This window comes from Bradyrhizobium sp. 613_E4_N2_2 (assembly GCF_052075995.1).
Taxonomy (GTDB): Bacteria; Pseudomonadota; Alphaproteobacteria; order Rhizobiales; family Xanthobacteraceae; genus Bradyrhizobium; species Bradyrhizobium barranii.
On sequence record NZ_CP197234.1, the window covers coordinates 1 to 22,976 of the forward strand.

The following is a 22,976-nucleotide window of genomic DNA, read 5'->3' on the forward strand; positions in this document are numbered from 1 at the left end:
ATGAACACATCGGAACAGGATCGCTGGTCACGCGTGAAGAGCCGGCTGCGCTCGAACGTAGGCGAAGACGTCTATACGAGCTGGTTCGCCCGTATGGATCTGGAAGGCGTGCAGGAGGAGAGCGTGCGGCTCTCGGTGCCGACGCGCTTCCTGAAGAGCTGGATTCAGGCGCATTATGCCGAGCGCGTACTGTCGTGCTGGCAGGCCGAGGCGCCGGAAGTTCATCGCATCGATCTCACCGTTCGCTCCGCGGTGCGCCCGGTCGTGCAGCAGAAGGAGACGCCTGCGCCGGTCGAAACACGCCGCGCGCCCGCGCCGGAACTGCGCTCGACGGCGACTGCGCCGGTCTCCGCAAATCATGACGCGCTCGGCGGCTCGCCGCTCGATCCGCGCCTGACCTTTGCGAGCTTCGTCGTCGGCCGCTCCAACACGCTGGCGCATGCGGCGGCACGTCAGGTCGCCGAAGGGCGTCGCGGCGATCCCGTCATGTTCAACCCGCTCTACATCCATGCGGGCGTTGGGCTGGGCAAGACGCATCTGCTCCAGGCCGTGACCTGGGCCGGCAATTCCGGCAACGAGCGCAAGGTGCTCTATCTCACCGCGGAAAAATTCATGTACGGCTTCGTCGCCGCGCTGAAGACGCAGACGGCGCTCGCCTTCAAGGAAGCGCTGCGCGGCATCGACGTGCTCGTGATCGACGATCTCCAGTTCCTGCAGGGCAAGTCGACCCAGGCCGAGTTCTGTCACACGCTGAACGCGCTGATCGATGCCGGCCGCCAGGTCGTGATCGCGGCCGACCGTCCGCCGTCCGACCTCGAAAGCCTCGACGATCGCGTGCGTTCGCGTCTCGCCGGCGGTCTCGTGGTCGAGATGGGCTCGCTCGGCGAAGAACTGCGGCATGGCATCCTGAAGTCGCGCGTCGCGGCGGCCCGCGCCCATCACGCCACCTTCGACGTGCCGGAGGAGGTGCTGCTCTATCTGGCGCGCACCATCACCCATAACGGCCGCGACCTCGAAGGCGCGATCAACCGGCTTCTCGCGCACTCGAAGCTGAACAACCAGCCGGTGACGCTGGAGATGGCCGAGCGCGAGGTGCGCGATCTGGTCCGGCCGCAGGAGCCGAAGCGGATCAAGATCGAGGACATCCAGCGCGTGGTGGCGCGGCAGTATAATGTCAGCCGTTCCGACCTCCTGTCCTCGCGCCGCACCGCCAACGTGGTCCGTCCGCGCCAGGTGGCGATGTATCTCGCCAAGACGCTGACCCTGCGCTCGCTGCCCGAGATCGGCCGCCGCTTCGGCGGGCGCGACCACACCACGGTGCTGCACGCTGTGCGCAAGATCGAGGCGCTGGTCAACAAGGACACGGCGCTGTCCGAGGAAGTCGAGTCGCTGAAGCGCCAGCTTCAGGAATAAACGCCTAAGGCTCCTGCCATTCTCCCGCCGCCCCGGCCATGCCTGGGCGGCGGTGTTCGTTTGCCGGGACGGCCGCCCTCCTTTTGGGCTGTAAATCGTGGGGAACCACCCCCCAATCCCTTGAAACGGATGGCTTTCCGCGCCACCTTGCGCGACCCTGACGGCTTTGGTCATATCGGCTGGATGATCCGGCTTTTCGGGGTCTTCGATGCCGTGGCGCGCGTCCCGCCGCCCGGCTTTTCCAACGTTGTGTTTCCTTGGGGATCGGGCGAGTAGTGCAATGAAGGTTACGGTCGAACGCGCGCAACTCCTGAAATCGCTGGGTCATGTCCACCGCGTGGTCGAGCGCCGCAACACCATTCCGATCCTCGGCAACGTGCTGGTCCGCGCCGAGAACGCGAAATTGTCGCTGAAGGCGACCGACCTCGACCTCGAGGTGACCGAGACGCTCCCGGCCGAAACCGCGACCGCGGGCTCCACCACCGTGCCGGCGCACATGTTCTACGACATCGTGCGCAAGCTGCCCGATGGCTCGCAGATCGTGCTGGAGGCCGACGGCGACCGCGCCGTGCTGGCGATCCGCGCCGGCCGCTCGCGCTTCACGCTGCAGACCCTGCCGGAGAATGATTTCCCGGATCTGGCCGCCGGCGACATGTCGCATTCGTTCTCGCTCGCCGCCAAGGACGTCAAGCGGCTGATCGACCGCACCCAGTTCGCGATCTCGACCGAAGAGACGCGCTATTACCTCAACGGCATCTATCTGCACGCCGCGGGCACGGCCACGGCCGCCACCCTGCGCGGCGTTGCCACCGACGGCCACCGGCTCGCCCAGCTCGACCTGGTCCAGCCCAAGGGCGCCGACGGCATGCCCGGCGTGATCGTGCCTCGGAAAACCGTCGGCGAGGTGCAGCGCCTGATCGAGGACAACGAGGCCGAAGTCACGATCGAGCTGTCGCAGGCCAAGATCCGCTTCACCATCGGCAATGTGGTGCTGACCTCGAAGCTGATCGACGGCACCTTCCCCGACTATGGCCGCGTGATCCCGCAGGGCAACGACAAGGAACTCGTCGTCGACAAGAAGGATTTCGAGAACGCGGTCGACCGCGTCTCCACCATCTCCAGCGAGCGCGGCCGGGCCGTGAAGCTCTCGCTGTCGCCGGGCAAGCTGGTGCTATCGGTCACCAACCCGGATTCCGGCAGCGCGACCGAAGAGCTCGAAGTCGAATACGCCTCCGACGCCCTCGATATCGGCTTCAACTCCCGCTACCTCCTCGACATCGCCGCCCAGATCGAAGGCGACGTCGCCACGCTGAAGCTCGCCGACCCCGGCTCGCCGACGCTGGTGCAGGACAAGGACGACAAGAGCGCGCTGTATGTGCTGATGCCGATGCGGGTGTGAGGGACGTGTTCCCTCGCCAGCGCACACTGCCTTTAGAACCAAGCGCGATGCACGTTACTGCGCCCTCTCCCCTTGTGGGAGAGGGCTGCACCGGTGTTTGACGCAAACTCACTTGGGTGAGGGGGTGGTGCCACGAGACCCGTCCCATCGACCGACCTCCCCGCCTCTCCGCCAATTTGCACGGAAGATGCGGCACGAGCCGACTGACGCCGAAATGGCAATGTGGCGCTTGCTGAGGGATCGTCGGCTCTCCACATTCAAGTTTCGCCGACAGGAGCCGTTCAAGAACTACATTCTCGACTTTGTCTGTTTCGAGAAAAGACTCGTGATCGAGATTGACGGAAGCCAACATGCAGAATCGGAAAGCGACGCAGCTCGTGACGCGGCCTTGTCCGCCAAAGGTTTCGCCATAGCGCGCTACTGGAACAATGACGTGCTACAGCAACCCGCTTCTGTGTTGGAAGACATCCTTGCAAAGCTTGCCGGGCGGTAAGATACCCCTCACCCGTCGCCTCACTTCGTGAGGCGCCACCCTCCCCCACAAGGGGGGAGGGAAGGCACTGCCCGGCAATGACAGAGTGATATGACCCCCTCCCGCATTCAACGCCTGACGCTGACGCATTTTCGCAATTACCGGGCGGCGGGGCTCGAGACGGCGGCTGACATGGTGGCGCTGGTCGGGCCGAACGGGGCCGGCAAGACCAATTGTATCGAGGCGATCTCGTTCCTGTCGCCGGGCCGCGGCTTGCGGCGCGCCACGCTGGAAGATGTCGCCGACAACCAGGGCGACGGCTCCTGGGCGGTGTCGGCGCAGGTCGAGGGCGCGCTGGGGCTCGCCACGCTCGGCACCGGCATCGACGCGCCGCGCGCGGACGCCACAGTCAGCCGGCGCTGCCGCATCGACCGCGAGCCGGTCAATTCGGCCACCGCCTTCGGCGACCATATCCGCATGGTGTGGCTGACGCCGGCGATGGACGGGCTGTTCATGGGCGCGGCCTCCGAGCGGCGGCGCTTCTTCGACCGCCTGGTGCTGGCGATCGACAGCGAGCATTCCAGCCGCATCTCCGCGCTCGAACGCTCCCTGCGGTCGCGCAACCGCCTGCTCGAGACGCGCAATTACGACGACCATTGGTGTGACGCAATCGAGCGCGAGACCGCGGAGCTTGCGGTCGCGGTCGCCGCAACGCGCGGCCAGACTGCGGCGCGTTTGACGGGCATGCTCAACGCCCGCGCGCAGGAATCCGCCTTTCCGTCCGCGCAAATCGCGCTGGACGGCTGGATGGAGAACGCGCTGCTCAACGAGACCGCGACGTCGGTCGAGGACCGCTACCGCCAAATCCTGCGCGACAACCGCCCGCGCGACGCCATCGCCGGCCGCACCACCGACGGTCCGCACCTCACCGATCTCCAGGTGATCTATGCGCCGAAGAGCATGCCGGCGCGCGATGCCTCGACCGGCGAGCAGAAGGCGCTGCTGATTGGCCTCGTGCTGGCGCATGCGAGCCTGGTCGCCGAGATGACCGGCATCGTGCCGCTGCTGCTGCTCGACGAGGTCGTCGCGCATCTCGATCCGAACCGGCGCGCGGCGCTGTTCGAGGAGCTGCGCAAGCTCGGCGCGCAGGTGTGGCTGACCGGTGCCGACCCCGCCGCCTTCGCCGACATTGGCGCAGGCGGCGATGTCTTTGACGTCGAGAGCGGACGTGTCTCCGCCCGGCGCTAGACCGCGCCGTTGAACCCGGCCGTTTGCAATCGCGACTAGCCTTTGAGGCCGCGGCGATGCCTGTCACGGCCTTCGCCAGCGCGCAAATGACATCACGCGCGAAAACCCTGGAGAATGAGATGCGGACGGTAAGGACCGGGGCGCGGGTCCCGGCTCAATGGCTGGCGTTTGCGTGCGGCCTCCTCTTGCTCGCGGTCTGCATGCTCGCAGCAAGCGCCAGCGCCTGGGTGCCGCATCTGTCGCCGCTGTTCGCATCGGCGCTCACGCCGGACCCCGCTGCCAAGCTGCCCGCTCCGACCCGTTACAGCTACCGAGGAACGCACACCACCGTCGTCAAGGGCGTTGAAACGCCGCTCCGCACAAGGCTGGAGGCCACCGTGCCCGCCGAGCTCGGCGACGTCCTCGCCTTCTACCGCACCGAGCTCAGCAAGCTCGGCTGGCAGGAGCAGCGCGATGGCGCGGTGGTCTCCGCCGATCACGTCAAGCTCGCCTTCGCCTCCCCGCTCGGACCTGGCATGCTGGCGCTCGACCGCAAAGACGCCAGCACCGCCGTCAATCTCGTGCAGAAGAACGCATCTGTCGCGGCCAATGCGAACGTGATGCCCGAGCCCGGCCAGGCGAAGCTGGTGTTCTCCAATATCAGCGAAACGGAAGCCACGCTCACGATCAACGACCGGACCATCAAGCACGCTGCCGGCGCCTACGCGGTTTCGCTGGATCTGCAGCCCGGCCAATATTCCTACGAGGTGAGCGTGCCGGGCCATCCAGCCACGACGAACATCCTCAACTTCGCCGCCGGCGATACCTGGGAGCTTACGGTCGGGCGCGACGGAGAGGCATGGTCGCCGCTCCTGCTGTATTGAACCTCCCGGGTTTCTGCCGCGACTTCTCGTCTGAGGCCGCGTCGACGGTGTCGCAGCCTGCAAATGCGCGCGCCTGAGCCTTGCGCGATATCCAGGAGACGTGACGATGTCGATGATCCCGCGCGGGACGCAAGTCCCGGCACGATGGCAGCTGCTTGCCTGCGGCCTTGTCCTGATGGCGAGCTGCTCGATCGCGGCCGCTGCCGACGGAGGCATTGTCGACGTCCATGCGCTGCCGCAGCTCGAGGGCGCCGTGGAAGACACCTCGCGCCCCGATCCCTACCGCGTCGAATACCGCATGCCGACGCCGGAAGCCGTGACGTCGCCGGCGGTGAAGAAACTCCTGAGCGCCGACGGCTGGGTGCCCTATGTGAGGCCGCTGGAGGAGAAGAGCACCACGCTGAACTTCAAGAAGGGACGGCAGGGCCTTTCGGTTCACTTCACGCAGGCCCTCGGCCGGCCCGATCAATCCGTGGTCTACTACACGACCGACCGGATCTACGGGAACGTGCCGTTTCCGGACGGCGCGAGCGACATCATGTTCGATGGGACCCGGCCCTATCTCGGCTGCATCGCGCCGAGCGCGCTCGATGCGACGTCGGATTTCTACGCCAGCCAGATGGCTGCGATCGGCTGGCAGAAGCTCACGCCGGAAACCGCCGCGCGCTGGACGACCAGCCTCGATGAAACCGTTCCCAACGGCCTGCGCGCCTTCTACGCGCACCCCGACAGCAAGGACACCGGCTTCTACCAGCAGAAGCCGGTCATGCTGACACTGACGCGCCGCGACGACGGCCGCACCAATGTCGATATCCGCGTCGCGCCCTTCGCCCTGCCCAGCGAGCTCAAGGCCGATAGCGATCTGGCCGGGCTGCCGCGGCCGAATCCGACCAAGACGGCCAGGGGCCTCGGCAGCGCAAGCTCCAACAAGCGCGAGATGTCGGCCGCCGCGATGGCCGAGCTGCCCGCCGTGCTCGCCTTCTATCATCGCGAGCTCGCCGCGCGCGGCTGGCAGGAAGATGGCAGCGCGCCGCTCGCGCCCGGCGACGAAGTCACAATCAAAGTCTCCAACGCCGAGGAGACCGGCGTGCTGCGGCTTGGCCGCAAATATGATTTCACCATGATCAGCCTGAACGTGCAGGTGAAAGAATCCGCGCTGGCCGCCCGCGCCAAGGCGAAGAAAGAAGCCGATGAGAAATTTCTTGGTGACGCGCTCGGTGCGGCCAAGCAACTCATCGCCGCCGACGAGGCGCGGCGCAAGGTGCAGGCCGCCGGACTCTCCGATGCGCCGCTCAATGCGCTCGCCAACAGCAAGACACCGGTGCCGCTGCCCGAGACCGCCGAAGGCGTGACGTTCGAAGGCGGCGACGGCCGGCTCGAATTCTCTTCCACGTCGAGCGTGAAGGCGCTCGGCAGCTTCTACCGCGCATCGCTGAAGAACGCGGGCTGGAAAGAGCAGCCCTCCGTCATCAACCAGCCCAACATGGCGGTGATGGAATTCTCCAAGGCCGGCAAATCGATCTCGATGACCGTGATGCAGATGGGCCCGAAGGTGAATGTCAGCGCCACCGGATCCGGCCTCATGGTGGCTGCGGCGAAGCCGGTTGAGGCCAAATCGGCAGAAGCAAAGCCGATCCAAGCCAAATCGACCGAGCCGCTGAAGCCCGATCCCGATTCCGCCCTGCCGGTGCCGACGCAGCGCAGCTCGAGCGGGATCAGCTCGACGAAATTCCCCGGCAGCGACCAGTCTTTCCGCAAGGAGCTCGAAGCCAGCATTCCGGCTGAGCTCTCAGATGTCCTCGCCTTCTATCGCGCAGAGCTCACCAAGCGCGGCTGGCAGGAAAAGACTGACGGCGCGACTGTTACCGCCGAGCGGGCGGAGCTGGCGTTCGCCTCGCCGGAGGGTCCGGCCATGCTGAAGCTCGGCCGCGCCAGGGAGGAGACAACGGTCAGCCTGGTGCAGCGGAATCCGCAGGCCGCGGCCAAGGCCGACATCATGCCCAAGGCGGGCCAGGCCAGGCTGATGCTCGGCAATATCGGGCCGAAGGAGGCGTCGCTGACGATCAACAAGCAGACCATCAAGATCGCGGCCGGCGCCGGCGGCCCGCAATCGCCGAAAGGCCCGATGCTCGACCTCCCGCCCGGCAAGTACCAGTACGCGCTGCGTATGCCCGGTCAGCCCGCCCGCACCGACACCCTCACCGTTGCCGCCGGCGATGCCTGGGGCCTCCTGGTGGGACCAAGCGGCGACGTGCTTCCGCTGCAAATGTATTGAGGTGCGACGAAGCAGGTGCGCCCACGCACAGCCGGCGTTTCGGACCCGTGGGCGGAAAGTTGATCTAGATCAACAGAGCGTTGCGGCATCGCGTCCCGAATAGGCGTCAACAGGGTTCTGACGTCTCCAAGAGGGAGCTTCCAATGACGCGTACCCGTCACGTTGACGATAGCTCAAAGCCAGAAAGCCGCTTACTAAACCACCGCAACTTGCTGCTTTGCGGCACCGCACTGACCGTCGCTTTTTGGCTGTGTGCTCTGGAGACGACCTGCCTCGCGCAGCAAACCACCGGCACGCCGGGTTCGCCGAGCGCCACGACAACCATCGATGGCAAGCAGCTTCCGCCTGAACCTCCGAAGTTCGAAGGCGTGATCAAGGAAGATGCCACGGACTCCAAGCCATACTGGCCACCGTCCGTTGTGCCGCCCAAAGGCGCGCCGAACGTGCTGCTGATCATGACCGACGACCAGGGTTATGGCGTGACCGGCACCTTCGGTGGGGTGGTCCCGACCCCGAACATGGATCGCATCGCCAAGGCGGGCCTGCGTTACACGCAGTTTCACTCGACAGCGCTCTGCTCGCCGACGCGGGCAGCGCTGATCACCGGCCGCAACCACCACTCGGTGGGGTTTGGCGTGATCGGTGAAATGTCCACCGGCTTTCCCGGCTACGATTCCGTCATCGGCCCCGACAGTGCAACGGTCGGGACTATCCTTCGGGACAATGGATTTGCCACCTCATGGTTCGGCAAGAACCACAACACCCCGACCTATCTGTACAGCTCGGCCGGGCCGTTCGACCAATGGCCAATCGGCATGGGATTTCAGTATTTTTATGGGTTCATGGGCGGCGAGACCGACCAGTGGACGCCTTACCTTTTCCGCAACACGAGCCAGGTTTTTCCATGGGTCGGCAAGACCGGCTACAACCTCATCACCGACATGGCGGATGACGCCATCAACTACATGAACGGACTGAACGCGGCGGCGCCCGAGAAGCCGTTCTTCGTCTACTACGTGCCCGGCGGCACCCATTCGCCACATCAGCCGAAGAAGGAATGGAGCGAGAAGTTCAAGGGCAAGTTCGACATGGGTTGGGAGAAGCTGCGCGAGCAGATCTTCGCCAACCAGAAGCGGCTCGGGGTGATCCCGGCGAACACCCAGCTCACTCCCTGGCCGGATACGCTGCCGAAATGGGACTCGCTCTCGTTCATCCAGAAGAAATTGTACGCGCGCGAAGCCGAGGTGTTTGCCGGCTATGCGGCGTATACCGACTACGAAATCGGCCGCGTCATCCAGGCGGTCGAGGACATGGGCAAACTCGACAACACGCTGATCATCTACATCAGCGGCGACAATGGCACCAGCGCCGAAGGAACCCTCGAGGGCACGCCGAACCAGATGACCGCCTACAACGGCATTCTGAAACTGCCCGAAACCGAGCTGATGCTCCATTACGAGGATTGGGGCTCCGACAAGACCTACCCGCACATGTCGGTGGCGTGGTCGTGGGCCTTCGATACCCCGTTCAAATGGACCAAGCAGGTGGCATCGCACTTCGGCGGCACCCGGCAAGGCATGGCCATCTCATGGCCCGGCCACATCAAGGACGTCGGCGGCATCCGCAGCCAATTCCATCACATGATCGACATCGTGCCGACGATTCTTGAAGCCACCGGCATTCAGGCTCCCGACACCGTCAATGGCATCAAGCAAAGGCCCATCGAGGGCGTCAGCATGGCCTATACGTTCGACCAGGCCAACGCCAATGCACCGTCAAAGCGCGACACGCAATATTTCGAGATGTTCGCCAACCGCGGCATCTATCACGATGGTTGGTATGCATGTACGACGCCGCCTGCCCCTCCCTGGCTTCTGGGCACCGCCAAGCTGCCGGGGATCAATGAATACAAGTGGGAGCTTTACAACATCGCCGAGGATTACTCGCAGGCCAATGACCTCGCAGCCAAGAATCCCGACAAGCTCAAGGAGTTGCAAGCGTTGTTCCTGTCGGAGGCGGCGAAATACCAGGTCTTTCCGCTGGACAACTCGGTCCTGCCCCGCATTGTGACACCGCGCCCAAGCGCGACCGCCGGACGAACCGTTTTCACATATTCTGGTGAGAACGCTGGCATCCCTGACGCTAACGCTCCGAGCCTTCTCAATAAGGATTACACGATCACGGCCGAGGTTACCGTTCCTAAGGGCGGCGCGGAAGGAATGATCGCCACTCTAGGCGGTCGCTTTGGCGGATACGCCCTCTACCTGCTCAAAGGCAAGCCGGTCTTCGTCTATAACCTGCTCGATCTAGAACGGTACCGCTGGGAAGGTGGCATTGGCGGTCGCGACTTGTTTACCGATGCGCTCAAGCCGGGCAAGCACACCATTGTATTCGACTTCAAGTACAACGGACCCGGTCCGGGCAAGGGTGGCACCGGTGTACTGACGGCCGATGGCAAGCTGGTGGCCGCAAAGACGATCCCGCACACGATTCCGTTTCTTATGGCCATCGACGAAACGTTTGACATCGGCAGCGACACCCGCACGACGGTGGACGACAGCTATAAGCTGCCCTTCCGCTTCACCGGCAAGATCGACAAGCTGACCTTCAAGCTTGGCGCGACGCAGATGACGGAGGATGAGCAAAAGGTCATTCGACACGCGCTCGAAAGAGCGAGGGACTGAGCGCGACAAGTCGTGGCGATTCATGTCGGCCCCAACGCCACGACTCATCCTTCTTCGCTAAGAAATCGTTCGGCGGGATCCGCTTCGAAAGCCTGCGCGAAATATCATCGCGTATAGAAGGGAGTGCCGGCAGTGGATTCTTCCTTTGGCGCGCTGGATGCGTTGCCGGCGCCGGCGGCCCGCAATCGCCGAAAGGCCCGATGCTCGGCCTGCCGCCCGGCAAGTACCAGTACGCGCTGCGCCTGCCCGGGCAGCCCACTCGCAACGAGACCCTGACCGTAGCCGCCGGCGACGCCTGGGGCCTCCTCGTGGGGCCAAGCGACGACGTGCTGCCGCTTCAGATGTATTGATCCCGCCGCCTGTGCCTGTAACGGCTAGGTTGAACCTGTCCAGTTGGTGGGGCGACTAGTCGTCCGGAGGCGGCGGCGACTGTGTCGCAGCCGCTGCATCGCGCGAAGACTACAACGCGCGACATCCCTGGAGAGTGGCATGACGACGGTGAGGCGCAGAACGAAGGTCCCGGCACGATGGCGGCTGTTCGCGTGCGGCCTCGCTCTTCTCGCGGGCGGCCTGGTCGCCGCAGGCGCCGGCGGATGGCTGCCGCACCCGTCACCGCAAACTTCGGCCGCACTCACACCGGCGGATCCAGACGCCGAGATGCCGGTGCCGAAGCAACACAACTTCTCCAGCTCCAACACCACCCATATGACCGGCATCGAAATCCCGCTGCGGGTCGGACTCGAAGCCCATGTGCAGGCCGAGCTCGGCGATGTGCTCGCCTTCTACCGCGCGGAGCTCGCAAAGCGCGGCTGGGAGGAAAAGCCGGATGGAGCTGTGGTTGCCACCGATCATGTGCAGCTCGCCTTCGCCTCCCCCAAGGGGCCAGCCACCCTGAAGCTTGGCCGCGCGCAGGACGAGACCATTGTCAGCCTGGTGCAGCGGAATACGGAGGCCGCGGCGAAGGCCAATTTCCTGCCGATAGCAGGACAAGCGCGGCTGATATTCGGCTATCTCGCGCCGGACACGGCTTCGCTCACGATCAACGATCAGACCATCAAGATCGCGGGCGGCGTCAATCACCCACAAACGCTGGATCTGCCGCCCGGCAAATATTCCTACAAGCTGGTCGTGTCGGGCTATCCGGTGCGCACCGATACCATCACCGTGGCCTCAGGCGAGGCCTGGTCCCTCAGCTTGGGCGACGACGACAAAGAAGCCGGATCAGATCTACTGAACCCAGTGACCTGTTCAGAGGCGCCAAGGCGCCTGGGAACGCGCTTCTCCGCCCCGCAAAATCCACGCCTTCAATAGCTAAAAAAAGGACCTCGAATCGCCCTTTTCGCAAGCCCCAGAATCGGCCTCCAGGAGCCTTGAAAACCGGCAAAAAATCCCTATTTCGTCAAAGGGTTGCCGGAAGATACTTTGCGCTAGGCGCAAGCGGTCTTTCATGGCACAAATAGCCTGCAAATCAGCGCCTTTTGCGCGGCTGATTCGGGCGACATCTCGAAGGCCTCTCATGACAGAACCTGCTCGGCAGACGCCTGCCGAAAACGAGCCCTCAAATCCGAGCGATTACGGGGCGGAATCGATCCGCGTGCTCAAGGGTCTCGACGCCGTCCGCAAGCGCCCGGGCATGTATATCGGCGACACCGACGACGGCTCGGGCCTGCACCACATGGTCTACGAGGTCGTCGACAACGCGATCGACGAGGCGCTGGCGGGCCATGCCACGCGCGTCGACGTCGTGCTCAATGCCGACAATTCCGTCACGGTGCGCGACGACGGCCGCGGCATTCCCGTCGACATCCACAAGGGTGAAGGCATCTCCGCGGCCGAGGTCATCATGACCCAGCTCCATGCCGGCGGAAAGTTCGACCAGAATTCCTACAAGGTCTCCGGCGGCCTGCACGGCGTCGGCGTCTCCGTCGTCAACGCGCTGTCGAGCAAGCTCGGCTTGCGCATCTGGCGCGACAACAAGGAGCACTACATCGAGTTCGCCCATGGCGATGCAGTCGCACCGCTGGTGGTGGTCGGCGACGCGCCGGGCAAGCGCGGCACCGAGGTGACGTTCCAGGCCTCAACGGAAACCTTCAAGAACATCGAATATGATTTTGCGACGCTGGAGCACCGGCTGCGCGAGCTCGCCTTCCTCAATTCCGGCGTCAACATCGCCCTCTCCGACATGCGCCATGCGGTCGAGAAGCGCGAGGAGATGCACTATTCCGGCGGCGTCGAGGAGTTCGTCAAATATCTCGACCGCAACAAGAAGGCGATCGTGCCGGCGCCGATCATGGTGCGCGCGGAAGCCAACGGCATCGGCGTCGAGGCCGCACTGTGGTGGAACGACAGCTACCACGAGAACGTGCTGTGCTTCACCAACAACATCCCGCAGCGTGACGGCGGCACCCATCTGGCCGGTTTCCGCGGCGCGCTGACGCGCCAGGTCAACGGCTATGCCGAGGCCAACGCCAAAAAGGAAAAGATCGCGCTGACCGGCGACGACTGCCGTGAAGGCCTCACCGCCGTTCTCTCGGTGAAGGTGCCCGATCCGAAATTCTCGTCGCAGACCAAGGACAAGCTGGTGTCCTCGGAAGTGCGTCCCGTGGTCGAGAACGTCCTCAACGAGGCGCTCCAGGCCTGGTTCGAGGAGCACCCGTCCGAGGCCAAGATGATCGTCGGCAAGGTGATCCAGGCCGCCGCGGCGCGTGAAGCCGCACGAAAGGCGCGCGAGCTGACGCGCAAGAGCCCGCTCTCGGTCTCCTCGCTGCCCGGCAAGCTCGCCGACTGCCAGGAAAAGGACCCGGCGAAGTCCGAACTCTTCATCGTCGAGGGCGACTCGGCAGGCGGCAGCGCCAAGCAGGGCCGCAACCGCGAATTCCAGGCGGTGCTGCCGCTGCGCGGCAAGATCCTCAACGTCGAGCGCGTCCGCCCCGACAAGATGCTGGGAAGCGAGCAGATCGGCACGCTGATCACCGCGCTCGGCACCGGCATCAGCGACGAGTTCTCGATCGATAAGCTGCGCTATCACAAGATCATCGTGATGACGGACGCCGACGTCGACGGCGCCCACATCCGCACGCTGCTGCTGACCTTCTTCTACCGTCAGATGCGCGACATCATCGACGGCGGTTACCTCTATATCGCCCAGCCGCCGCTCTATAAGGTCAGCCGCGGCAAGTCCGAGCAATATCTGAAGGACGAGCGGGCGCTCGAGGATTATCTGATCGACACAGGCCTCGACGACTGCGTCTTCATTCCCGGCGTCGGCGGTGATCGCACCGGCCGCGACTTGCGTTCGCTGGTCGACGACGCCCGCACCGTCCGCAGCGTCCTGCGCAATCTGCACAGCCGCTACAATCGCAAGGTGATCGAGCAGGCCGCCATCACCGGCGTGCTCAACAAGGCGATCTACGGCGATCCCGAGAAAGCCGCCGCAGCGGCACAATACATCGCGGGACGGCTGGACAACCAGGCCGAGGAGGTCGAGCGCGGCTGGGTCGGCCAGTACGTGGAAGGCCAGGGCTTCCAGTTCGAGCGCACCGTGCGCGGCGTCAAGGAAGCCGCCGTCATCGACGCCGCCTTCCTGGGCTCGGTCGAAGCCCGCAAGCTCGACGAATACACCGTGAAGCTCCAGGACGTTTATGCCCGCCCTGGCAAGCTGCGGCGCAAGGACATCGAGCACATGGTCTACGGCCCGGTCGACCTGTTCGAAGCGGTCACCGACGCCGGCCGCAAGGGCATCACGCTGCAGCGCTACAAAGGTCTGGGCGAGATGAACCCGGAGCAGCTCTGGGAAACGACGCTGGACATCGATGCGCGCTCGCTGCTGCAGGTGAAGGTCAAGGAGGTCGACGAGGCCGACGACATCTTCACCAAGCTGATGGGCGACGTGGTCGAGCCGCGCCGCGACTTCATCCAGGAACACTCGCTGAGCGCGACGATCGATATCTGAGGCGCGTGGCTTCCGCAGCGTCATGGCCGGGCTTGTCCCGGCCATCCACGCCTTGCTCCGCGGAACAAGGAACGTGGATGCCCGGGCCTTCGCCTCGCCGAAGCGGCTTCGGCCGCGCAGGCGGGACAAGCCCGGGCATGACGGTTAGGCCGATCCCAGCATCGCTGAACCTCACCCCCCACCATCGCGACGAAACGGCATGAACCCGTAAGGCCAATTCCGGCCGGGAAAACGCCATGCCATGACCGCCTCCGCGTCGACCAGTTCCGCCCTCCCCTCCCGCCGTCTCGGCATCATCGGCAGCATTGTCGGTGTGCTGGCGCTGATGGCGGCGGTGCTGCCGCACTGGGTGGTGCCGATGATCTTCCCGCCGCCCCCGGCGGACCAGGTCATCGTCGACACCGGCCATCGCATCAAGGACCGCGTGATCGCGCGCGTGAAGGGCGTGGAGTATCAGGCGCCGAAGGTCGAGAAATCGGCTGGACGGAGCTGGAGCGAAACCGCTTCGGCCACCGCGATCTCGCTCGGCCTGCTCGCCATCCTGCTCTCGGTCCTCGCGCTGATCTTTCGGGAGGAGCGGCTCCTTGCCGCCGTGGCCGCCATCCTCGGCACCGGCGCCATCGCGATCGAGATTTCCTTCGTCATGATCGGCGCGCTGATCCTGATCGCGATCCTCTATGTGGTCGCGAATATCATCGGGCTGTTTTGATGAGCGGCCTGCCGCGCCACAAGCTCCGGACCTCATCCTGAGGAGCCCGCGATAGCGGGCGTCTCGAAGGATGGCTGCGGGCGCGAGCCGGGCCTCTATGGTTCGAGACGCGCGTTCCGCGCTCCTCACCATGAGGGTCTCAGACCTTCCTCGGGGCCACCAACTGCGGCCGCCGCAATTGCTCCCGCGCTCAAATCTCTGTAGTTTCCGCCCGAAACAGCCCCACCCAACAGGACAGCGAGAACCCCGTGGCGCCCATCCAGTACATTGTCGAGGGCGGTCACCGGCTCTCGGGCTCGATCGAGCCGTCCGGCAACAAGAATTCGGCGCTGCCGATCATCGCAGCCGCCCTGCTCACCGAGCATCCGGTGACGCTGGAGAACGTGCCGCGGATCCGTGACACCGAGACGCTGGTCGAGCTGATCCGCTCGGTCGGCGCGGCGGCGGAATGGACCGCCCGCAACACGCTGCATATCCACGCCAAGAGCATCCGTGCCGCCGACCTCGACCCCGAGCTGTGCGTGCGCATCCGCGCCTCGATCCTGCTCGCGGGCCCCCTGCTCGCCCGCTGCGGCGAAGTGATGCTGCCGCCGCCCGGCGGCGACGTCATCGGCCGCCGCCGTCTGGACACCCATGTGCTCGCGCTCGAACAACTGGGCGCCAAGGTCACCGCCACCGACCGGCTCGAATTCCGCGCGGCAAAGCTCGCCGGTGCCGACGTGTTTCTGGACGAGCCGAGCGTCACCGCAACCGAGAACGCGCTGGTCGCGGCGGTCGCCGCCGACGGCGTCACCCATTTGCGCAACGCAGCCTCCGAGCCGCATGTGCAGGACCTCGCCAATTTCCTGGTCGCGCTCGGCGCGCGAATCGAGGGCATCGGCACCAACACCATGATCGTGCATGGACCGGCGACGCTGGGCGCCACGACCTACCGGATCCAGCCCGATCATATCGAGGTCGGCTCGCTGATCGGGCTTGCGGCCGTCACGCGCTCCCCGCTTCGCATCGTGCGCGCCGGCGTCGAGCATCTGCGTTCGATCCGCATGGGGTTCGAGCGGCTCGGCATCGTCTGCCGCATCGAGGGCGACGATCTCATCGTGCCCTCGAACCAGACGCTGAAGATCCAGGACGATTTCGGCGGCCACGTGCCGAAGCTGGAAGACCAGCCCTGGCCGGCCTTCCCGGCTGATCTGATGTCGATCGCGATCGTCACCGCCACGCAATGCGACGGCGTGATCCTGATGTTCGAGAAGATGTTCGAATCACGGATGTTCTTCGTCGACAAGCTGATCGCCATGGGCGCGCGAATTGTTCTTTGTGACCCTCATCGTGCCATCATCGCCGGCCCCAGCCGCCTGCGCGGCGCATCGATGATCTCGCCCGACATCCGCGCCGGCATGGCGATGCTGCTCGCCGCGGTCTGCGCCGAGGGCACCTCCACGATCAACAACGCCGACCAGATCGAGCGCGGCTACGAGCGCATCGACGAACGCCTGAACGCGCTCGGCGCGAAGATCAGGCGCGTGCCTGAAAGGAAGGGCTGAGGGCTCCTCTTCCCTTCTCCCCTTGTGGGAGAAGGTGGCGCGAAGCGCCGGATGAGGGGTATGTCTCCGCGAATCCACTCTGATTTGAATTCGCGGAGACATACCCCTCACCCGTCTCGCCGCTGCGCGGCGAGCCACCCTCTCCCACAAGGGGAGAGGGTGAAGAAGCATCTCGCACTCGGGGGCCATGTTTTCGACGTGCGGCTGTGCTATTGCAACCGCCATGCTCGACACCGTCCAGCCTCGTCCGCAGCCGCAAGCCGGCGTGCCGCAAAACCATCTCGCCGAAGAGTTCGTCGAGACGCTGCGGCTGGCCGTGCCGATGATGCTGACGCAGCTCGGGCAGATCGCGATGATCACGACCGATCTCGCGCTGATCGGGCGGCTTGGCGAGGATGCGGTCGCAGCCGCCGCGCTGGCGCACACGGTCTATTTCGTCAGCTTCACCTTCGGGCTCGGATTGATGGCCGCGGTGTCGCCGCTGGCCGCGCAGGCGTTCGGTGCCGGCGACGTCAAGCGCATCCGCCGCTCGCTGCGCGCCGGCCTGTGGATCGCACTCCTGATCTCGCTGCCGATGATGGCCTCGCCGCTCTATGGCGAGCGCATCCTGCTGGCGCTCGGACAGGCGCCGCAATCGGCCGCGCTCGCGCAGCGCTATCTGAACGGGCTGGCCTGGGGCATCGCGCCGGCGCTCGGCTTCATCGCGTTGCGCAGCATGATGAGCGCGGTGAACCGGCCGCAGCCGCCGCTGTGGATCACCGTTGCAGCGATCCCCGCCAACGCGGCGCTGGTCTATTGCCTGATCCACGGCCTGTTCGGCCTGCCGGAGCTCGGCCTGTTCGGCGCGGGGCTTGCGACCACGCTCGTCAATCTCGGCACCTTCCTCGCCGTGCTTGCCATCGCCGCATGGCGAAAGCCGTTCGCGGACTACCGCCCGCTCGCTCATCTGTGGCGGATCGACTGGCCCCTGATGCGACAGCTCATCGCGGTCGGCGCGCCGATCTCGTTTTCCCTGCTGCTGGAATACGGCCTGTTCTCGTCCGCCGCGCTGCTGATGGGATTGATCTCGACCACGGCGCTTGCCGCGCACCAGATCGCGCTCCAGGTCACGGCCGTGCTGTTCATGGTCCCGCTTGGCATCGGCATGGCGGCGACGGTCCGTGTCGGCCATGCTTTCGGCCGCGACGACCCGGCCGCGGTGAGGCGCGCGGGCCTCGTCGCGGCGGTGCTTGGCGTAGCGTTGGTCTCGGCCCTGACCGTTGCCATCATCCTCGGCCGCTACGAGCTCGGACGGCTGTTCTTCGGGAGCAGCGAGGCCAGCGCGGCCACCGTCGAGCTGACGGCGACCCTGCTGCTGGTCGGCGCGACCTTCTTCATCGCCGACGGCCTCCAGACCATCATGGCCGGCGCGCTGCGCGGCATCAACGATACAAGGATGACGTTGCTGTTCGCGGCGATCGGCTATTGGTGCGTCGCCTTTCCCATCGCCTGGGTGCTGGCCTTCAATGTCGGGCTCGGCGCGGTCGGCGTCTGGATCGGGTTCTCGACCGGCACGTTCGTCTATGCCGGCCTCCTGATCTTGCGCTTCCGCATGCTGACGCGCAGACTGGCGGGATGATCGGGATCATGGAGCCGGTGCGATGACCCTGTCCGTGGACCTCTTCTACTCCTACCGCAGTCCCTTCAGCTATCTGGCACTGCCGAAGACGCTCAAGCTCGTCGAACAGTACGATCTCGCGGTGAATTTGCGGCCGGTCTATCCGCTCGCCGTCCGCGTGCCCGGCTTCTTCAAGAAGGCCAGCCCGAACTTCATTCGCTATGTGGTGCTCGACAGCACGCGCGTGGCGCAGCACGAGGGCATCCCGTTCCGCTTTCCGAGACCCGATCCGATCGTGCAGGACAAGACGACATTCGATGTTGCGGCCGAGCAGCCCTACATCCACCGCCTGACCCGGCTGGGCGCGATGGCGCAGCTCGAAGGCCGCTCGCTCGCATTCACCGATGCGATCGCGCGCGTGCTGTGGGACGGCTCGGTGGCGGGCTGGAACGAAGGCGATCACCTCGCGCGCGCCGCTGAGGCGGCCGGCTTCGATCTCGCCGCGATGGATGAAGCGATCAGCGCAGACCCCGATCGCTACGAGCGGGTGATCGCCGAGAACGAGAAGGACCATGCCGCCTCCGGCCATTGGGGCGTGCCGACCTTCGTGTTCGAGAACGAGCCGTTCTTCGGCCAGGACCGCATCGATCTGCTGGTCTGGCGCATGGTGGATAAGGGCCTGAAAAGGCGCTGATCGTTGTTTTGGACGCGTTTTCTTCACGCGAACCGCTATCCACTTCGCTCGAAAACGCTCTTGCCGGCCGGCATGAACCGGTTTCCCTGAATCTGCGACTGAGACGTGGCGCCCCGATCCCGGCGGCGCGTTCGGAGGGTCGCATGTATCTGGCAAAGTTCTTCCACCGCGCGCCCGGCGATGACGATCGCGAATTGATGCTGGTCCCGGGCAGCGATCCCATGGTGATCGGCGTTCACATGAACTGGAAGGGTGATCCCGACGCGAACGAATTTCTGCGCAAGGAATTTCCCGGCATCGCCGACACGGCCGCGGCTTTCCGCCGTCATGTCGCCAAGCTGGTCGCGGCCGGCTATGTCGAGACGGATCATACCAACTACACGCTGCGCGACCTCGGGTCCGATCCGCAAGCCAAGCCGGACTGGCAGAAGGGGCTCGATGAGCTGATGATCCTGGCGCTCAGCGCGCCGATGGCCGAGCAGGCCGCGCAGCTCGACGCGCTCAAGGGCACGCCGGCCGAACATGAGCCGTTGTATCTCTGGCACGCCGCTCGCCGCGGCAAGGTCGCCGGTGAAGATCTCGCACAGGCGGTGCGCTTTGCCGAACAGGCGCGCGATACGCTCGTTGCGCGGCGCGCTGCCGGGCAGCCGCATTATGCGTGGTCGCTCAACGAGAACGATCTCGAAGGACGCATCCTGGAATTACTGAGCGATACCTATCTTCAGGCCGACAATCCCGAGGCATCACTGAAGACGATCGAGCATCTTTGCAAGACCGCCCCGAACCACACGCGCATCCTCAAGCGCGCCGAGCTGCTCTGCGGCTATTTTCCCGAGCGGCGCGAAGAGGCCTTCGACGACGCCTTTCAATGGTCGCGGTTCGGCGGCTATGAGGACATCATGGCGTTTCCGGGCTATGAGGACTACGAGGCCCAGCGCAAGGCGGGAACATCAAGCAAAGGCTGGCGCTGGAAATCCGGTACGCCGGCGAGCGAAGCGGACGTGAGCAAAGCGGAGCAGGCGCTCGGCGTCCGGCTCCCCGATGACTATCGCAAGTTCCTGCTGACGCGCGGTGAGACCGAATTGATGGTGCGGCTGCCTGAATCATCGTCCGAGCTTCGCTTCTATGCGCCTGATGAACTCGCCACGCAGCTTCGCAATGTCCTGGACTTCATTGCCCATTCCGAGGACGAGCTCGAAGAGGCCTGCGCCTATTTCCGTCAGGAATACGGCGTCTCGCTGAAACATCTGGTGCCGGTTGCCGAGCCGTCGCAGCTCAGCCGCTGCCTGCTGCTCCATGTCGAGCCCGGCGAACGCTATGGCCAGTGCTTTCAGTGGGACCATGACGGCGCGTGGGAGCTGGAGCAGCAGCAGCCGGGTTTTGACGTCGCGCTGAAGACGCTGACCGATGGCATCGAGCGGCGCGACGCAACGCAACTCGCGTTCTTCGATCTGTAACGCGACTCATTCCGCCACGCGCGCGGACTTGTCGGTCGAGGCTTCCGACCATTCGCCGACGACGCGATCGAGGTCGCAGAGGTTCTGGTGCATCTGCTCCAGCGAGAAGCCGATCGCGAAGAAGCGCTCGGCGGTGTCGCCGGGCTGGCCTCGGATCAGGCCGTCATGACGGACGGCGGCAACGGCCTCGGCATAATGCTGGAGCGCGACGTGGACGGGATGGATCGCCGGCGCGCCGACACCCTCGCGCAAGGCAGCAGCGGCGGAGCGAAGGAATCGCGCGATCACGGTCGAGACTTCCGTCAGCGGGGCTGCAAGCCGCATCTGCACCTCGGCCGGCAGCGGCACCACCGTGGCACGGCCGATCATCACGACGTCATGGCGCAGCCGCAGCACGGTACGCAGCAGCGGGCCGGTGTCGGGCCCGCTCGACAGTCGCGCGGAGCGCTCACGCTCGGCTTCGGCTCCGATGGCATTCATGCCCACCATTGCCGTGCCGATGCCGTCCTGGATCCGGTGCAGCGCGTCGTTGTCGCGGCCGCGCGTGAGCCCCGCGAGCAGTTCGGTGAAGGCATCCGCGATCAGCTCAAGCAGCGTGGCCGCGCTGGCGCGGATCTGCCGCACGGCGCGCGACGGTAGCACCAGGAATGAGACCAGCAGGCCCGTGATGGCGCCGACCCCGACCTCGCTGACGCGGTCGATCGCCGACGCCATGGGATCGGAATGATGCATGGTCGGAACCAGCAGCACGATGATCGCCGTCACCGTGGCGGCGTTGAGGCTTGGGTTGATCGCAGCCACGAAGGCGAGCGGCGCGACCGCCAGCACCAGCAGCCCCAACAGGCCCGCCTCGGTCGAATAAGGGATCAGGATCGCGATGGCGCCGCCATAGATGGCGCCGCCGATGGTGCCGAGCACGTAGTCGCGCGTCGCCTTCAACGAGCGGCCGACGCTCATCTGGGTCACGATCAGCGAGGTCAGCACGGCCCAGAGCGGCAATAGCAGATGCAGCGCGGTGGCGATCGCATAGGCCGCCACCGCGGCCACCGTGACCCGGATCGCCAATCCGAGTTGCGTCCGCCGCGACCTGATCCGGTCGAACAGCTGTTTTGCAAATGCCATCGTCAGAAGTCCCGATCCTTTTTGGAGCCTGCCAAAAGCATAGCTGGTGCTCGCGGCCCCAAGGCCGCTTGAAAGGCCAAATCAGCCCGCCTAACTTGCGCGCCAAAACGAGGAAACACGATGGCTCACGAAACCGCAACGCTCGCCGCCTACGTCGTCAATCTGAAATACCAGGATATTCCGGCGGAGGTGCTCGATCGCGCCAAGGTGCTGACGCTGGACTTCCTCGGCAGCGCCATCCGGGCCCGCAGCGAGGCGGAATCCACCCCCTCGATCCTGAAGATGCTGGAAGCGCTCGCGCTCGACACCAAGGGTGAGTCCACCGTGTTCGGCGACAGCAAGACCTGGACGCCGGCGGTCGCCGCCCTCCTCAACGGCGCGCTCGGCCATTCCCTCGACTTCGACGACACCCACGCCGATTCCTCGCTGCATCCGAGCGCGCCGGTGGTTCCGGCCGCCTTCGCCGTCGGCGAGATGGTCGGCGCCTCGGGCCGCGACGTGCTGACCGCGATCGTGGCGGGCTATGAGGTCTGCTGCCGGCTCGGCAACGCGCTCGACCCGACCTCGCATTATGCGCGCGGCTTCCATCCGACCGCGACCGCCGGCACCTATGGCGCGGCGGCCGCCGCCGGCAAATTGTTCGGCCTGTCCGAGGCGCAGATCGTCGCCGCGTTCGGCGTCTCCGGCAGCCAGGCCGCGGGCTCGCTGCAATTCCTGGTCAACGGCGCCTGGAACAAGCGCTACCAGGTCGGCGCCGCCGCGATGAATGGCGTGATCGCCGCGACGCTGGCGCGCAACGATTTCGTCGGCGCGACGGAATCGGTCGAGGGCAAGCACGGCCTGCTCGCCGGCTACACCGATGATGCGCATCCCGACAAGGCGGTGGCCGAGCTCGGCAAGACCTATGAGACCATGAAGATCGGCGTCAAACCATATCCGAGCTGCCGCTACACCCATGCGGCGATCGACGCGCTGATCGCGATGCGGCGCGAGCACAATCTGACGCCCGATCAGGTCAAGCGCGTCGAGATCGGTTTGCATCGGAACGGCATCACCTTGACCGGCGATGCCGCGACCAAGCGGCATCCCACCTCGATCGTCGGCGGCCAGTTCTCGATGTTCTTCACCGGCGCGCTCGCGCTCGACCAGGGCTCGTTCGGCTGGGATGATTACAACCGCCTGGGCGACGCCGCCATCGACGCGCTCGCCGACAAGTTCGACGTGGTGCAGGACGACCGGCTCGAGGTCGGCCGCACCCATCCGTTCGGTGCGCGCGTCAGCATCACCACGGACGATGGCGTGCATGAGCGGCTCTATGCTGATCCCTCGGGCGAGCCGAATTCGTTCCCCGATGCGCAGGCGATGCAGCAGAAGTTTCTGACGCTGGCACGCCCGGTGCTGAACGCGCGCGCGGAGAAGTTTGCCGACGCGATCATGACGCTGGAGCGGTTCGACCGCGTGGCGAAGGCCACGGAGCTCGGGAGGTAGGAGATTCCCTCCGCGCAGACGGTGCACCCTCGCCCCTTGTGGGAGAGGGTGGATGCGCG

At 65.3% G+C, this 22,976-nt stretch carries 16 protein-coding genes and 1 pseudogene; 16 read left to right on the top strand and 1 reads right to left on the bottom strand.

Going from position 1 to position 22,976, the window contains the following annotated elements; all coding sequences use genetic code 11:
* The 15 genes and pseudogenes from dnaA to AB7290_RS00075 all read left to right on the top strand — a co-directional run.
* Window positions 1-1,413: chromosomal replication initiator protein DnaA (gene dnaA, locus AB7290_RS00005; protein WP_063980098.1), on the top strand; the 1,413-nt coding region annotated here is incomplete at its 5' end.
* Between the two features lie 280 nt (window positions 1,414-1,693).
* A complete protein-coding gene (gene dnaN, locus AB7290_RS00010; protein WP_014491013.1) occupies window positions 1,694-2,812 on the top strand; it encodes a DNA polymerase III subunit beta in 1,119 nt (372 codons plus the stop codon).
* Window positions 2,813-2,939: 127 nt separating this feature from the next.
* The gene (locus AB7290_RS00015; RefSeq protein ID WP_085405118.1) at window positions 2,940-3,305 is read left to right on the top strand and encodes an endonuclease domain-containing protein; all 366 of its coding nucleotides are present in this window, start codon (window positions 2,940-2,942) and stop codon (window positions 3,303-3,305) included.
* 90 nt (window positions 3,306-3,395) lie between these two features.
* Window positions 3,396-4,532, top strand: coding sequence for a DNA replication/repair protein RecF (gene recF, locus AB7290_RS00020; protein WP_085405075.1), 1,137 nt, complete (start codon window positions 3,396-3,398; stop codon window positions 4,530-4,532).
* Between the two features lie 119 nt (window positions 4,533-4,651).
* A complete protein-coding gene (locus AB7290_RS00025) occupies window positions 4,652-5,395 on the top strand; it encodes a hypothetical protein (protein ID WP_085405117.1) in 744 nt (247 codons plus the stop codon).
* A 106-nt stretch (window positions 5,396-5,501) separates the two neighbouring features.
* Entirely contained in the window at window positions 5,502-7,670 is a 2,169-nt protein-coding gene (locus AB7290_RS00030; RefSeq protein ID WP_085405074.1) for a hypothetical protein, read from the top strand.
* Between the two features lie 143 nt (window positions 7,671-7,813).
* Window positions 7,814-10,354: an arylsulfatase gene (locus tag AB7290_RS00035; RefSeq protein WP_085405073.1), complete on the top strand. Its 2,541-nt coding sequence runs from the start codon at window positions 7,814-7,816 to the stop codon at window positions 10,352-10,354.
* Window positions 10,355-10,518: 164 nt separating this feature from the next.
* Window positions 10,519-10,704: pseudogene (locus tag AB7290_RS00040) on the top strand (hypothetical protein); the annotation flags it as partial.
* Between the two features lie 139 nt (window positions 10,705-10,843).
* Window positions 10,844-11,665: a hypothetical protein gene (locus AB7290_RS00045; RefSeq protein WP_245344269.1), complete on the top strand. Its 822-nt coding sequence runs from the start codon at window positions 10,844-10,846 to the stop codon at window positions 11,663-11,665.
* A 205-nt stretch (window positions 11,666-11,870) separates the two neighbouring features.
* Entirely contained in the window at window positions 11,871-14,306 is a 2,436-nt protein-coding gene (gene gyrB / locus AB7290_RS00050; RefSeq protein WP_085405072.1) for a DNA topoisomerase (ATP-hydrolyzing) subunit B, read from the top strand.
* Between the two features lie 241 nt (window positions 14,307-14,547).
* Window positions 14,548-15,015, top strand: a complete 468-nt coding sequence (locus tag AB7290_RS00055; protein ID WP_085405071.1) for a hypothetical protein — start codon at window positions 14,548-14,550, stop codon at window positions 15,013-15,015.
* A 248-nt stretch (window positions 15,016-15,263) separates the two neighbouring features.
* Window positions 15,264-16,559 (top strand): UDP-N-acetylglucosamine 1-carboxyvinyltransferase, encoded by a 1,296-nt coding sequence (gene murA, locus AB7290_RS00060; protein ID WP_014491005.1) that lies wholly within the window; start codon window positions 15,264-15,266, stop codon window positions 16,557-16,559.
* 223 nt (window positions 16,560-16,782) lie between these two features.
* Window positions 16,783-18,177: an MATE family efflux transporter gene (locus AB7290_RS00065; RefSeq protein WP_085405070.1), complete on the top strand. Its 1,395-nt coding sequence runs from the start codon at window positions 16,783-16,785 to the stop codon at window positions 18,175-18,177.
* Between the two features lie 22 nt (window positions 18,178-18,199).
* A complete protein-coding gene (locus AB7290_RS00070; protein ID WP_085405069.1) occupies window positions 18,200-18,850 on the top strand; it encodes a 2-hydroxychromene-2-carboxylate isomerase in 651 nt (216 codons plus the stop codon).
* 143 nt (window positions 18,851-18,993) lie between these two features.
* Entirely contained in the window at window positions 18,994-20,307 is a 1,314-nt protein-coding gene (locus AB7290_RS00075; protein ID WP_085405068.1) for an SMI1/KNR4 family protein, read from the top strand.
* A 6-nt stretch (window positions 20,308-20,313) separates the two neighbouring features.
* Here AB7290_RS00075 and AB7290_RS00080 read toward each other — a convergent pair whose 3' ends face one another.
* Window positions 20,314-21,429, bottom strand: a complete 1,116-nt coding sequence (locus AB7290_RS00080) for an FUSC family protein (protein ID WP_085405067.1) — start codon at window positions 21,427-21,429, stop codon at window positions 20,314-20,316.
* Between the two features lie 120 nt (window positions 21,430-21,549).
* On the opposite strand from AB7290_RS00080, the gene AB7290_RS00085 reads away from it, so the two are divergent.
* A complete protein-coding gene (locus tag AB7290_RS00085; protein WP_085405066.1) occupies window positions 21,550-22,917 on the top strand; it encodes an MmgE/PrpD family protein in 1,368 nt (455 codons plus the stop codon).
* The last annotated feature ends 59 nt before the right edge of the window (window positions 22,918-22,976 follow it).

Coding starts and splice junctions, on each gene's coding strand:
- dnaN (WP_014491013.1), top strand. CDS start 1,694: ATGAAGGTTACGGTCGAACGCGCGCAACTCCTGAAATCGCTGGGTCAT.
- recF (WP_085405075.1), top strand. CDS start 3,396: ATGACCCCCTCCCGCATTCAACGCCTGACGCTGACGCATTTTCGCAAT.
- AB7290_RS00025 (WP_085405117.1), top strand. CDS start 4,652: ATGCGGACGGTAAGGACCGGGGCGCGGGTCCCGGCTCAATGGCTGGCG.
- AB7290_RS00030 (WP_085405074.1), top strand. CDS start 5,502: ATGTCGATGATCCCGCGCGGGACGCAAGTCCCGGCACGATGGCAGCTG.
- AB7290_RS00035 (WP_085405073.1), top strand. CDS start 7,814: ATGACGCGTACCCGTCACGTTGACGATAGCTCAAAGCCAGAAAGCCGC.
- AB7290_RS00045 (WP_245344269.1), top strand. CDS start 10,844: ATGACGACGGTGAGGCGCAGAACGAAGGTCCCGGCACGATGGCGGCTG.
- gyrB (WP_085405072.1), top strand. CDS start 11,871: ATGACAGAACCTGCTCGGCAGACGCCTGCCGAAAACGAGCCCTCAAAT.
- AB7290_RS00055 (WP_085405071.1), top strand. CDS start 14,548: ATGACCGCCTCCGCGTCGACCAGTTCCGCCCTCCCCTCCCGCCGTCTC.
- AB7290_RS00065 (WP_085405070.1), top strand. CDS start 16,783: ATGCTCGACACCGTCCAGCCTCGTCCGCAGCCGCAAGCCGGCGTGCCG.
- AB7290_RS00070 (WP_085405069.1), top strand. CDS start 18,200: ATGACCCTGTCCGTGGACCTCTTCTACTCCTACCGCAGTCCCTTCAGC.
- AB7290_RS00075 (WP_085405068.1), top strand. CDS start 18,994: ATGTATCTGGCAAAGTTCTTCCACCGCGCGCCCGGCGATGACGATCGC.
- AB7290_RS00080 (WP_085405067.1), bottom strand. CDS start 21,429: ATGGCATTTGCAAAACAGCTGTTCGACCGGATCAGGTCGCGGCGGACG.
- AB7290_RS00085 (WP_085405066.1), top strand. CDS start 21,550: ATGGCTCACGAAACCGCAACGCTCGCCGCCTACGTCGTCAATCTGAAA.